Source organism: Teichococcus aerofrigidensis (genome assembly GCF_054073225.1).
Window position 1 is genome coordinate 1 of sequence record NZ_JBSXMU010000094.1, and the last position, 13,219, is coordinate 13,219.

The window sequence follows — 13,219 nt, forward strand, 5'->3', positions numbered from 1 at the left end:
GTGCAGCAGCGCGGCCTCCGCCGGGGCGCGGGCCCGCTCCAGCCGCTCCCGCCCGGGCGAGAGGGCGGCGGCGAGCAGCTCGGCCGTGGCGCGCGCCAGGAAGGGCGCCTCGGCGGCCGTCACGGCGGGCAGCGCGCGGCGCAAGGCCAGGAGGTGATCGCGGAACAGGGTGCCGAGCGCCCCGTCGGGCTGCACCCCGTGCCATCCGGCGGCGGGCGGCGGCAGCAGCCCGTCGAGCAGGTCGCGCGGCAGGGAGAGGCTGGTGAAGCGGACCTCGCCCGAGCGCGAGGCGAAGGGGGCCGCCAGGTCCAGGACGCGGGCGGCGCCGGGCGTGCCCTCGCCGCGCATCCCGCCGAAATCGCCGCTCCAGGAGCCGTCGTGGAACAGCATGAGGGAATAGTGATCCGCCCCGTCCCGGCGGGCGCGCCGGGCGGGGCGGTCGAACCGCATGGGCGAGGCGCGCAGCGTCATCAGGTCCAGCGGGCCGAGGCGCCAGTGGCTGGCCTCCGCGGCGACCGGCGCCTCATCCTCCGGCCGCACCTCGAAGGCCAGACCGACCAGCCCGCGCCAGACCTCCAGCCGGTCCGGCGGCGCCACCGCCTCGGTGCTGAAATGGAACACGGGGAGGCCGGGCGGATCGGGCGTCTCGGTCATGCTGGCGTGGGGTGGCTCCTGCGGAAGCGACAGCATTCCCCACGGCCTGACCGATTGGCAATGCCGGGGCGCAGCGCCCCGCGTCCTTCGCCGGAGCCGCCGTCAGAGCTGCCACTCCGGCTGGCCGTAGAGCAGATAGGCCGCGCCCGAGCCACCGCCCCGGTGGTCCGCCCCGGCGGCGCCGACCAGCAGGTCGGCCAGCCCGTCGCCGTTCATTTCGCCCACCGCCGTCAGGCTGCGCCCGGCCAGGTCGCCCGCCCGCTCGCCGATGATCTTGAAGCCGCCCCGCCCCGCGGCGATCTCCGAGAGCAGGATCTCGCCCGCCGCCTCGCGCCGGCCGAAGACCACATAGGCCGCGCCGGCATCGGCGCCACCGGCATCCTGGCCATCGGCGCCGATCAGCAGGTCCATCAGCCCATCGCCATTGAGGTCGCCGCCACGGCTGACCGCGAAGCCGAGGCGATCGCCCTCGGCCTCGGCGCGGATGCGGATCGCCCGCCCCTGCGACACCAGCTCGGCGATGCCGGCATCGGCCAGGCGGGACCCGCCCAGCACGATATGGGCCGCGCCGGCGGTCGGCAGGTCGATCGGGTTCAGCGACCAGCCGACCGCCATGTCGTCCTGGCCGTCGCCGTCGAAGTCCCCGATGCCGGTGGGGTCGGCATGGAGGATCGTCGTGCCCTCTCCCAGGATGGTGGCCTGCGGCACCGCGACGCCGCCCACCGGCGCCGCCCCGTCGCCGTAGTAGAGGCCGAAGCGGCCATTGGCGCCGATCAGCAGATCGGCGAAGCCGTCGCCGTCCAGGTCGCCGCCGGCGCCGACGCGGAAGCCGAAGTTCACGTTCGTCGTCGTCGAGGCCAGCATGAAGCCGCCCTGGCCGGTGGCGAGCCTGTCGATGTCGATCGTCGCCGCCGGCGTGGCGCTGCCATAGAGGAGGTAGGCCTTGCTGCTCTGCACGGTGCCGATCAGCAGGTCGGCCAGGCCGTCGCCGTTGACATCCCCCGCCGGCGCGAGCCGCCAGCCCAGCCCCTCGCCGCTGTCCATCTGCCCGATGGCCATGCCTCGGCCCCAGGCCGAGGCGCCGCCCAGGTCGTAGGTGTCGCCCAGCGCCGCGGTGCCGAAGCCGATGAGGACGCCGCCCCGCCCATCCACCCGGCCCACGGCGAAGTCGTCGATGCCGTCGCCGTCCATGTCGCCGGCATTGGCCAGGGCGAAGCCGGTGAAGCCGGGCGTCTGCGACACCTGCAGCCGCGTGACATGGGGCGGCAGCGCGGCGTTGAGCGCGATCGCCGCCTCGCCCGTGGCCGGCGCCGCGTGGCCGCGGATGATGTAGGCGCCATGGGCATCGGTTCCGGGGGCGTCGCTGTTGGCATCGCCCGAGGCGCCGATCAGCAGGTCCGCATAGCCATCGCCGTTGAAATCGCCCGCCGCCACGCGCTGGCCGAGCTGGCTGCCCGGCCGGGCGCCGAGGATGGCGAAGCCGCCCTTGCCGGCGGCGATGTCGGCGAGCCGCACCGGCGTGATCGGGTACTGCACCGCCGCCACCTCCAGCGTCACCGTCCCCGTGGCGGTGGAGCCGTCACGGTCGATCAGCGTGTAGTCGAAGCTGTCGGTGCCGTTCGCATGGGCCTTGGGCATGTAGAGGAAGCTGCCATTCGTCCGCATCAGCACGGTGCCGCCGAGCGCCGTGGCGAAGGTGCCCGCCACCGCCGCCTTGCCGCCATCCGGCGCCAGGTCGTTGGCCAGCACGCCCTGCTCGCCGGAGACACTCAGCGCCCTGTTCTCCACCGCCGCGTAGCGGTCGGCCACCGCCGTCACCGGCTCGTCCAGATCGGTGATGGCGATCCGGAAGACACGGTCCAGGGTGAGCCCGCCGGTGTCGGTGGCGCGCACCGTCACGGACAGCTCGCGCAGGCCGGCCTCGTAGTCGAAGCTCCGGTTGGCGAGCAGGGTCACGCCATCCCCGGCCAGGGGGAAGGCACCGCCGGCATCGTCGAGCAGGGTGAAGCCGAGCGCGTCGCCCTCCGGGTCGGTCCCGGAGAGGCTGCCGATGGCATGGCCCGCGGGCAGGCTCTCCGCCAGGCTGGTGCCGCTCAGCGCGATCTCCGTGGGCGCGGTGTTGGCCGGCGGCCGGGCGAAGACGAACTGGCTCTCCGCCAGGTCGCGCGGGTTGATCCAGCGGAGGGTCAGCACATCCGTCCCGCTCAGCCGGATCAGCGTGTCGCCGCCCCATTGCGCGGTGCCGGCGACGCGCCCGGCCGCCACCAGCCCGGCCAGGCTGTCGATGCCGCCGAGCAGCGGGGCCCAGGCGGTGAGATCGACGCGGTCGCCCTCCGCCCGGTTCAGGCCCTGGATCTCGTCCCGCCCGTCGCCGGGGCGATGGATGTAGGTGTCCGCCCCGGCGCCGCCGGAGAGGATGTCCCCATCCCCCGCACCGCCGGACAGGGTGTCGTCGCCGGCGCCGCCATAGAGCGTGTCGCGTCCGGCGCCGCCCTCCAGCCAGTCGTCGCCCTCGTCGCCGGTGACGAAGTCGTCGCCGTCCCCGGCCAGGATCACGTCCCGCCCGGCGCCGCCATGGACGGAGTCGTTGCCGCCGCCGGCCTCGATACGGTCGTCGCCGCCACCACCGGTGAAGCTCTCGCCCGCCGCCGTCCCCAGCAGCAGGTCGCGGCCCTGGCCGCCCCAGTAGCCGCCCCAGCGCGCCGCCTCCTGCACGCTGTCGAAGCTCTCGGCGCTCGGCCGCTCGGGGGGGTGGGCATCGGGCAAACCTCGGGCGTGGCGGCGCGGCGCGCCACCGTGGCGGGGATCGGAACGGGGACGGAGGGCCGGCATCCCGCGCGGCGGCGGAGCGGGCCGGCTCCGGCGGCGAGAGTAGCCGGGCCGCGCGGCGCCTCAAGCGGCCCGGCGGCCGGTGGGACGGCGGGTCAAGACTCTGGGCCACGGGATCAAATCCGGCCGCCCGGCTTTGCCCCCGCCGCCGCCGCGCCTAGTCTGCGCCGCATGGATACCGACGCGCCGGACCCCGCCCCCCGCGGCAACACCCCCGAATTCACCGTCAGCGAGATCAGCGGCGCCATCAAGCGCACGCTGGAAGGCGAGTTCGGCCGCGTGCGGGTGCGCGGCGAGATCACCGAGATGAAGGCCTATCCCTCGGGCCACATCTACATGGCGCTGAAGGACGAGGGGGCGAAGATCCGCGCCATCATCTGGCGTTTCGCCGTGCCGCGCCTGACGCTGAGGCCCGAGAACGGCATCGAGGTGATCGCCACCGGCAAGGTCTCGGCCTATGGCGAGCGGTCGGACTATCAGCTCATCATCGACCGCCTCGAATTCGCCGGCGAGGGCGCGCTGCTCGCCCGCATCGAGCAGCTGCGCAAGAGGCTCGGCGCCGAGGGGCTGTTCGACGAGGCGCGCAAGCGGCCGCTGCCGCTGCTGCCGCGCGTGGTCGGCGTCGTCTCCTCCGAGAAGGGCGCGGTGATCCAGGATATCCGCACCACCATCGCCCGCCGCTTCCCGAGCCGGATCCTGCTCTGGCCGGTGCCGGTGCAGGGCCAGGGGGCGGCGGAGCAGATCGCCGCCGCCATCGCCGGCTTCTCGCGCCTGCCAGCGGGGATGCCCCGCCCCGATGTGCTGATCGTCGCGCGGGGCGGCGGCAGCCTCGAGGACCTCATGGCGTTCAACGAGGAGGCGGTGATCCGTGCCGCCGCGACCTGCCCGATCCCGCTGATCTCGGCGGTGGGACACGAGACCGACACGACGCTGATCGACTTCGCAGCCGACCGCCGCGCGCCGACGCCGACCGCCGCCGCCGAGCTGGCGGTGCCGGCGCGCGCCGAGCTGCTGGCGGCGCTGGGCCAGACCGCAGCCCGCCTTCTGCAGAGCGGCCAGGCGGCGCTGGACCGCGCGCGGCTGCGCCTCTCCCGTATCGAGGCGCGGATGCCGGACCTGCCCGGCATCCTGGGGGCGGCGCGGCAGCGACTGGACGACCGGGCCGAGCGCCTGGTCCTGGCGCCCCTGGCGCTCATCCAGCGCAAGCGCGGCGCGCTCGGCACCGTGGCGCCGCGCCTGCCGCATCCGCGCGAGGCGCTGGCCCTGCATCGCCACAGCCTGGCGCAGTTGGAGACCCGGGCCCGCGCGGCCCTGCTCCGCATGACCGATCAGCGCCACGCCCGGCTGGCGCGCATCGCCGATCCCGCCGCCGGCATGGCGGCCCGGCTGCGCGAGGCGCGGCTCCAGCTCGACGGACTTTCGGCCCGTCTGCGGAGCGCGTCCTACGAGGGCGTGCTGGCGCGCGGCTTCGCCCTGTTGCGCGGCCCGGAGGGGGAGCCGCTGCTCGATGCCGCCGCCATCGGCCCGGGCGACCGCGTCACGGCCGTCCTGCGCGATGGCAGCGTCGCCCTGACCGCGGATGGCGAGGCCACCGGCCCGGCGCGGCCGCGCCGCCGTGCCCCTCCGACGCCCTCCCCCGGACAGGGCAGCCTGCTGTGACCCCCGCCTCCCGCCGCATGAGGACCGCCATGATCCACCGCCGGCTCGCCCTTGCCCTCCCCGGCCTGCTGCTGGGCCTGCCACTGGCCGCCTGCGCCGGTCCCGAGGCCGCCCCGGGCGGCGCCCCGCCGCCCTCCTCCGCCGGCGCGGGGCTGGAGCTGGCGACGGAGGGGCTGCGTCAGGGCGGCTTCGCCCTCGGGCGCGTGCCGCCGGGCAGCCGGGTGGTGCTGGATGGCCGGCCGGTGCAGGTCGGGCCGGATGGCCGCTTCGCCCTGGGCTTCGCGCGGGACGCGGCGCCGGAGGCGCGGCTCGCCGTCACCCTCCCGGACGGGCGCCCGCAGACCCGCCGGCTGGAGATCGGCCGGCGCGAATGGGACGTGCAGCGGATCAGCGGGCTGCCGCAGGCCATGGTCAGCCCCAATGCGCAGCAGCTCGCGCGGATCCGCAAGGAACGCGAGCGCCTCGCCGCCATCCGCAAGGTGGACAGCGACCTGCCCTTCTTCGCGGAAGGCTTCGTCTGGCCGGCGCGCGGGCGGATCAGCGGTGTCTTCGGCAGCCAGCGGATCCTGAACGGCGAGGCGCGGGCCCCGCATCTCGGCCTCGACATCGCCGCTCCCACCGGCACGCCCTGCGCCGCCATGGGCGGCGGCCGGGTGCTCCTGGCGGAGGATCTCTACTTCACCGGCCACACCGTGCTGCTCGACCATGGCCATGGCGTGGTGAGCCTCTACGCCCATCTCTCGCGCATCGACGTGCGGGAGGGCGAGATGCTGGCGCGCGGACAGGGGCTCGGCGCGATCGGTGCCACCGGCCGGGTCACCGGGCCGCATCTGCATCTCGGCCTGAACTGGCTGGCCACGGCGATCGACCCGCAGCCCCTGCTGCCGGCCTAGAGCAGCGGCCTCCATCCAGTTATTCCGGACAGGATATGGATAATGTGATCCGTTTAACCTAAGAGACGCATTGTCTTCATCAACCGGAAAGCAATAGCAGTGCATGGGCGCCGCATGTCCGACATCGCCCCTCTTATCGCCCATCGCCCCGCCCCTCCGGTCGAGACCGCCTTCGGCCCGGCCGGCCGGGAAGCGCCTCTTGTCGTCCTTTTCGCGGATGCCGCGGCGGCCGAGGGCGCCTTGCGGCGGGCCGGCGCGCGGCTGCTGCGTCATCGCTCCGGCGGGGTGGTGACGGTGGAGCCGTCCCCGGGCCTGCGCGAGCGGCTCTACGCCGCCGGCGCCCTGCTGGTGGTCAGCTAGGCGCCCGCCCCTCCCCGCGCCCCCCCCTCCCCACGATAGTAGCGGGCGGGGAAACGGCGGTGCAGCCAGAGCCATTCCCCGGGCCGCTCCCGCACCCATTCGCCGATCCGCTCGTTCATCGCGCGGGTGATCGCGAGCAGCCTGGCGTGGCGGTCGCCCTCCGCCGGCATCGGCAGCGGCGGCTCCACCCGCAGGCGGAAGCGGCAGGGGCCGATGCGCAGGACCTGCACCAGCACCACCGGGCAGTCGAAGCGCAGGGCGAGTTCCGCGGCGGCGGGCGAGGTCATGGCGGGAATGCCGAGGAAGGGCACCTCGAGTCCCTCGTTCAGCTTCTGGTCGCCCAGCAGGCCCAGGACCCCGCCATCCGCCAGCAGCCGCAGGCCGAGCCGGGCGCCCTTGCTGCCCTTCGGGAAGAGCTGGATATCCGCCCCCTCCTGCCGCATCCGCCGCACGATCGCATCGACGAAGGGATTGTCCGGCGCGCGGTAGAAGCCGCCCATCCGGATGCCCATTTCGGCGGCCGCGCGCAGTAGGATCTCCCAGTTGGCCAGATGCGCCGATAACAGGATGCCTGCGCCCCGGCGTGGCAGATTCTCCTCCCCGGTGATCTCCCACCCCGGCCCTTCGGCGGAGCGCAGCAGCCGGGGGGCATGCGGCATCTCCATGGCCGTGCGGCCGAGATTCTCCCAGGCGTCGCGCAGCACGGATTCGCGCCAGGCGGCCTCGCTGCCGGGGAAGGCCAGTTCCAGGTTGCGCCGCCCGATCCGCGAGACCGGCAGCCGGGGGCCCAGGGCCCGCGCCACCGCCCCGCCCAGGTTGGAGGCCCGCAGGGGCCCGAGCCACCCGGACAAGGCCAGCAAGCCGCGGACCAGCGCCGCTTCACATCGCCACCAGAAGCGCCGCACCCGATCCTCCCGCCGGTTTCCGCCCGCCTTCTGCGGTATCCGGCCCGGTTTGGCCAGCGCCGGCGCCCACGTCGGCACGTCGCCCATGGATTACGGCGCGGTAATGCCTATATTCGGGGGCGATGACCTTTCTTCGGAGGACGCCCTCAATGCGTGGAAGAGCCAGGCTCCTGGCCGCCCTTGCCGCTTTCGCCCTGGTGCTTGGCCCGGCCCTGGCCGAGGCCCGGCCCGGCGGCCGGACCAGCATGGGCAGCCGCGGCAGCCGCACCTATGCGCCACCGCCGGTGACGCGCACCGCGCCCGACGCGGCGCGGCCGATGGACCGCAGCATGACGCAGCCGACCCGGCCGCAGAACACCGTGCCCGGCGCCACGGCGCCGCAGCGGGGCGGCATGTTCGGCGGCGGCTTCGGCGGCGCGCTGATGGGCGGCCTGATCGGCATGGGGCTGGGCGGGCTGCTCTTCGGCAATGGCCTCTTCGGCGGCTTCGGTGGCTTCGGCAGCATCCTCGGCCTGCTGCTGCAGATCGTGCTGATCGTCTTCCTGGTGCGCTTCGCGCTGCGCTTCTTCCGCAGCCGCCAGCAGCCGGCCATGGCGGGCGGCCCGAACCCGAACGGCATGCAGCGCCAGGCCCAGGGAACGCCCCCTGGCATGGCGCCGGGCGCCGGTGGCCGGGCGATGCCGGGCAGCATGGGCGCCTCCATGGCAGGCGCGGCGGCGCAGGCTCCGGTGCAGGTCGGCAACAGCGACTTCCAGGCCTTCGAGACCCTGCTGCGGGACGTGAACGCCGCCTGGTCGCGGCGGGACCTGCAGGGCCTCTCCCGCATCTCCACGCCCGAGATGATGAGCTACTTCGAGCAGGACCTGCGCGATCTCGACGCCCGTGGCTGGCGCAACGAGACCCGCGACCTGAAGCTCGAGCAGGGCGACCTGGCGGAGGCCTGGCGCGAGGGTGGCGCGGAATTCGCCACCGTGGCCATGCGCTTCAGCCTGGTGGACGTCACCTATGACGCCCAGGGCCAGGTGGTCGAGGGGCATCCGGAGCGGCGCGACACCGCCACCGAGCTCTGGACCTTCGTCCGGCAGCCCGCGGGGCCGTGGAAGCTCTCGGCCATCCAGCAGACCGGCTGACGCGGCCGGCCGCGCGTTCGGGCATGGCCGCGAGGCCATGCCCTTTTTTTGCCTTCAGCTCAGGCACGCGCCGCCCAAACTTCCGGCGAACTGCCCATTCCGCTGACAGAATGGCAGGATTCTGCTCCCGATATCGTCAATGACCTGGGAAGTGGCGGGGAAAGGCGCTAAGCGCCGCGCCGCTCATCCTGTCCTGATCCGGGAGACCCGCCATGCAGCGCCGCGACATCCTCCGCTCCACCGCCGCCCTGGCCGGCGCCGGCCTGACCGGCGGCCTTTCCCTCCCCCGCCTGGCCCGCGCCCAGGATGCCCGGCTGCTGCGCTTCGTGCCTCAGGCCGACCTGCCGAACCTGGACGCCGTGGCCGGCACCCAGCTCGTCGTGCGCAATGCCAGCCTGCTGGTCTTCGACATGCTCTATGGCCTGGATTCCAGCCTGGAGCCGAAGCCGCAGATGTGCGAGGGCCATGACGTCACGCCGGACGGGCTGAGCTGGACCTTCCGCCTGCGCGAGGGCCTGAAATTCCACGACGGCGAGCCCGTGCGCGCCGCCGATGCCGTGGCCAGCATCCGCCGCTGGATGCCGCGCGACGGCATGGGGCAGATGATCCAGGCCCGGCTCGACGCGCTGGAGGCGGTGGATGACCTCACCTTCCGCTTCCGCCTGAAGCAGCCCTTCCCGAAGCTGCTCTATGCGCTGGGCAAGAGCAACACGCCGCTGCTGGTGATCATGCCGGAGCGGATCGCCGGCACCGATCCCTATACCCAGGTGAAGGAGTATGTCGGCTCCGGCCCGATGCGCTTCCGGCGTGACGAATGGATGGCCGGCTCGCGCGCCGTCTTCGAACGTTTCGAGGGCTACCGGCCGCGCGACGAGGCGGCCGACTGGCTGGCCGGCGGCAAGCGGATGCTGGTGGACCGGGTCGAGTGGATCACCATGCCGGACCCCTCCACCGCCCTCGGCGCGCTGCAGAATGGCGAGGTGGACTGGTGGGAGAACCCGATCGCCGACCTGGTGCCGGTGCTGAAGCGCAACCGCCGCATCGAGGTCGGCATCGCCGATCCGCTCGGCAATATCGGCGCCATGCGGATCAACCACCTGATCCCGCCCTTCGACAACAGGCTGGTCCGCCAGGCGCTGCAATACGCGGTGAACCAGGAGGACTACATGCGCGCCATCGTCGGTGACGATGAAGCGCTGTGGAAGCCGCTGCCCTCCTTCTTCACCCCCGGCACGCCGCTCTACACCGAGGCGGGCGCCGAGCGCCTGAAGGGGCCGCGCCGGTACGACAAGGCGAGGGACCTGCTGAAGCAGGCGGGCTACAACGGCGAGAAGGTGGTGATGCTGGTGGCCGCCGACGTGCCGGTCACCAAGGCGCAGGGCGACGTCACCGCCGACATGCTGGGCCGCATCGGCATGAACGTCGACTACCAGTCGCTCGACTGGGGCACGGTCGGCTCCCGGCGCACCAGCAAGAAGCCTGTCTCCGAGGGAGGCTGGAACATCTTCTTCAGCTGGCACAGCGGCGTCGATTGCATCAATCCGGCGCCCTACAAGGGCGTCTCCGCGAGCGGCGACAAGGCCTGGTTCGGCTGGCCGGACGACGCGCGCGTCGAGCGTCACATCGCCGAATGGTACGACGCGCCGGACCTGGCGGCGGAGAAGGCCGCGATCGAGGGCGTCAACAGCGCCGGGATGGATGCCGTGACCTATATCCCCACCGGCTTCTTCATGGGCCATACCGCCTGGCGCAAGGATGTCGCCGGCCTCGCCAAGGCCCCCTTCCCGCTGTTCTGGGGCGTGAAGAAGGGCTGAACCGCCGGAGGGGGGGCCGCGTCGCCCTCCGCTCCTCACGCCGGCACGGCGGTTGCTAGACTTTCAGGCCGCTGGGATGCGCCCGGCGCGACACTCCGGGAGATCCCTCATGTTCCCCACCCGCCGTGGCCTGACGCTGGGCGCCGCCGCCGGCCTGCTCGCCGCTCCTCGCCTGGCGCGCGGCCAGGCCGCGTTGACGCCGGTGAAGTTCTGCCTCGACTGGGCCTTCCAGGGACCGCAGGCGCCCTATGTCCTGGCGGCCGAGCGGGGCTTCTTCCGGGAGGAGGGGCTGAACGTCACGGTCGATCGCGGCTTCGGCTCGGGCGATACGCCGGTGAAGGTCGCCAGCGGCGCCTATGAATTCGGCATCGCCGATCTCTCCCCCGTCATCCGCCTGCGCCTGACCACGCCGGCGAGCGATGTCATCGCGCCCATGGTGGTGCAGCAGGGCAGCCCGCTGGCGGTGATGACGCTGAAGAAGACCGGCATCACCACGGCGAAGCAGCTCGAGGGCCGCAAGCTGGCGGCGCCGGAGAGCGATGCCGGGCGGCAGCTCTTCCCCGCCTTCGCCAGGGCCGCCGGCATCGACCCGGCGAGGATCGGCTGGGTGACGGTGACGCCGCAGCTGCGCGAGCCGATGCTGGCGCGCGGCGATGCCGATGCCATCACCGGCTTCGAGGTCTCCGGCGTGTTCAGCCTGCGCTCGCTGAACATCGCCCCGGACGACATCGTCTCGCTGCGCTACGCCGATGCGGGCGTCGCGCTGCTCTCCACCGCCCTGCTGGTGCGGCGCCCCTATGCCGAGGCCAATGCGCGGGTGGTCACCGGCATGATCCGCGCCATCGCCCGCGGCCATGACCTCGCCTGGAAGGAGCCGGATGCCGCCATCGCCGCCCTGGCCAAGCGCGACGCCACCGCGCCCCGGGATCTCGAGAAGGCGCGGATGCTGGCCAACTTCGCCTTCATCCGCACGCCGGAGGTGATGTCGGGCGGCTTCGGCAATCTCGGCACCGAGCGCGTGCAGGCGGCGATCGAGACCGTGCGCGGCGCCTTCGGCATCACCGCGGAGCTCAGGGCGGCCGATCTCTACGCGCCGCAGTTCCTGCCGCCGGCCGCGGCGTTGAAGTTCAGCGCCTGAGGCGCGGCGGCGGGGCGGGCTCGGCGCCCGTTCCCGCGCCCCTGCTTTCCCCCCCTGGGCAAGCCGCCCCCTCCGGGTCTATCCCCTGTCGCGGAACCAGCCCCGGAGAAGACCGCCATGTCCCGTCCGAAGCCCGTGATGTTCGTGATCCTCGACGGCTGGGGCTGGCGCGAGGAGGAAGCGGACAACGCGGTGCGGCAGGCGAGCACGCCCTGCTTCGACCGGCTCTGGTCCGGCTGCCCGCACAACTTCCTGCACACCTGCGGCGAGGATGTCGGCCTGCCGCATGGCCAGATGGGCAATTCCGAGGTCGGCCACCTCAACCTCGGCGCCGGGCGGGTGGTGATGCAGGAGCTGCCGCGCATCAGCAAGGCCGTGGCGGATGGCACGATCGGCGGCCTGCCCGCCGTCACCGGGCTGATCCGGGCGCTCAGGGCCAGCGGCGGCACGCTGCATCTGATAGGCCTGCTCTCTCCCGGCGGCGTGCACAGCCACCAGGATCATGGCCTGGCCCTGGCCAGGGTCTTCGCCGCCGCCGGCATCCCCGTCGCCGTGCATGCCTGGACGGACGGGCGGGACACCCCGCCCGAGGCCAGCCCGCAGTACCTGGCGCGGTTCGAGCCGGAGCTGCCCGCCGGGGCGCGCATCGCCACCGTGACCGGCCGCTACTTCGCCATGGATCGCGACCGGCGCTGGGAGCGGGTGCGGCAGGCCTATGACGCCATGGTGGAGGGCCACGGACAGGCCAGGGCGGAGAGCGCCGCCGCCGCCATCGCCGCCGCCCACGCGGCCGGCAAGACCGACGAGTTCATCCCCGCCACCGTGATCGGCGACTATGCCGGGATGAAGGACGGGGATGGCGTGCTCTGCTTCAACTTCCGCGCCGACCGGGTGCGGCAGATCATGGGCGCGCTGGTCGATCCCGCCTTCGACGGCTTCCTCCCGCCGCGCCGCCCGAAGCTCGCCGGCGCCGCCGCCATGACCGAGTATTCCGAGGTGCTGAACCCCCACCTCGCCGCCCTCTTCGGGCCCGAGACCCTGAAGGACATCCTGGGCGCCGTCGTCTCCGCCGCCGGCCTGACGCAGTTGCGGATGGCGGAGACGGAGAAGTACCCGCACGTCACCTACTTCTTCAACGGCGGCGAGGAGACCCCCTTCCCCGGCGAGGAGCGGATCATGGTCCCCTCCCCCAAGGTCGCGACCTACGACCTGCAGCCGGAGATGTCGGCGCCCGAGCTGGCGGAGAAGGCGGTGCAGGCGATCGGCTCCGGCCGTTTCGACCTGATCATCCTGAACTTCGCCAATGCCGACATGGTCGGTCATACCGGCAGCCTGCCCGCCGCCATCAAGGCCTGCGAGGCGGTGGATGCCGGGCTGTCGCGGATCGAGGCGGCGATCCGGGCGCAGGGCGGCGCCCTGCTCGTCACCGCCGATCATGGCAATGCCGAGTTGATGAAGGACCCGGCGACCGGCGGCCCGCACACGGCCCACACCACCAACCCGGTGCCGGTCCTGCTGGTCGGCGGCCCCGCCGGGGCGCGGCTGGGCGAGGGCCGGCTTGCCGATGTGGCGCCGACGCTGCTGGACCTGCTGGGCCTGCCGCAACCCGCCGCGATGACCGGGCACAGCCTGATCCAGCGAGGCTGAGCCCGGTCATCGCATCCATCGCCTGCCTCGCGAGGACCTCCCACCTGTCGCTCCGCCTGCTTCTCGCGATACCCCTGTTGATGCTGGCGGCGGGCCCGGCCCGGCCGGAGCAGGCCAGCCCCGAGACCCTGCGCGAGGCGGAGCGCAGCGCGCACGAGGCGCACCGGGCGGCGGCGGCGGCGGCCGAGGC

Annotated in this window: 10 protein-coding genes; 7 read left to right on the top strand and 3 right to left on the bottom strand. The window is 73.4% G+C overall.

Annotated features, from left to right (window positions below):
- Window positions 1–690 (bottom strand): AraC-like ligand-binding domain-containing protein (locus tag ACVMLK_RS16260; protein ID WP_457486984.1); only part of this gene is annotated, 690 nt, incomplete at its 3' end.
- A gap of 66 nt (window positions 691–756) precedes the next feature.
- Entirely contained in the window at window positions 757–3,420 is a 2,664-nt protein-coding gene (locus ACVMLK_RS16265; RefSeq protein WP_457486985.1) for an Ig-like domain-containing protein, read from the bottom strand.
- A gap of 234 nt (window positions 3,421–3,654) precedes the next feature.
- On the opposite strand from ACVMLK_RS16265, the gene xseA reads away from it, so the two are divergent.
- From xseA to ACVMLK_RS16280, 3 genes are all read left to right on the top strand, one after another.
- Complete coding sequence (gene xseA / locus ACVMLK_RS16270) at window positions 3,655–5,142, top strand: exodeoxyribonuclease VII large subunit (protein ID WP_457486986.1); 1,488 nt, start codon at window positions 3,655–3,657, stop codon at window positions 5,140–5,142.
- Between the two features lie 29 nt (window positions 5,143–5,171).
- A complete protein-coding gene (locus tag ACVMLK_RS16275) occupies window positions 5,172–6,035 on the top strand; it encodes a M23 family metallopeptidase (RefSeq protein ID WP_457486987.1) in 864 nt (287 codons plus the stop codon).
- A 114-nt stretch (window positions 6,036–6,149) separates the two neighbouring features.
- Complete coding sequence (locus ACVMLK_RS16280) at window positions 6,150–6,395, top strand: hypothetical protein (RefSeq protein WP_198366545.1); 246 nt, start codon at window positions 6,150–6,152, stop codon at window positions 6,393–6,395.
- On the opposite strand, the gene ACVMLK_RS16285 is transcribed toward ACVMLK_RS16280, so the two are convergent.
- Window positions 6,392–7,255: a lysophospholipid acyltransferase family protein gene (locus ACVMLK_RS16285; RefSeq protein ID WP_457486988.1), complete on the bottom strand. Its 864-nt coding sequence runs from the start codon at window positions 7,253–7,255 to the stop codon at window positions 6,392–6,394. The two genes, ACVMLK_RS16280 and ACVMLK_RS16285, sit on opposite strands and share 4 nt — an antisense overlap.
- Window positions 7,256–7,449: 194 nt before the next feature.
- Between ACVMLK_RS16285 and ACVMLK_RS16290 the strand changes: the two genes are divergently transcribed.
- The 4 genes from ACVMLK_RS16290 to gpmI all read left to right on the top strand — a co-directional run bounded on the left by ACVMLK_RS16290 (window position 7,450) and on the right by gpmI (window position 13,029).
- Entirely contained in the window at window positions 7,450–8,430 is a 981-nt protein-coding gene (locus tag ACVMLK_RS16290) for a TIM44-like domain-containing protein (RefSeq protein WP_198366543.1), read from the top strand.
- Between the two features lie 212 nt (window positions 8,431–8,642).
- Window positions 8,643–10,244: an ABC transporter substrate-binding protein gene (locus ACVMLK_RS16295; protein ID WP_457486989.1), complete on the top strand. Its 1,602-nt coding sequence runs from the start codon at window positions 8,643–8,645 to the stop codon at window positions 10,242–10,244.
- A 109-nt stretch (window positions 10,245–10,353) separates the two neighbouring features.
- Entirely contained in the window at window positions 10,354–11,382 is a 1,029-nt protein-coding gene (locus ACVMLK_RS16300) for an ABC transporter substrate-binding protein (RefSeq protein ID WP_457486990.1), read from the top strand.
- Between the two features lie 117 nt (window positions 11,383–11,499).
- The gene (gene gpmI, locus ACVMLK_RS16305; RefSeq protein WP_457486991.1) at window positions 11,500–13,029 is read left to right on the top strand and encodes a 2,3-bisphosphoglycerate-independent phosphoglycerate mutase; all 1,530 of its coding nucleotides are present in this window, start codon (window positions 11,500–11,502) and stop codon (window positions 13,027–13,029) included.
- Window positions 13,030–13,219 lie beyond the last annotated feature (190 nt).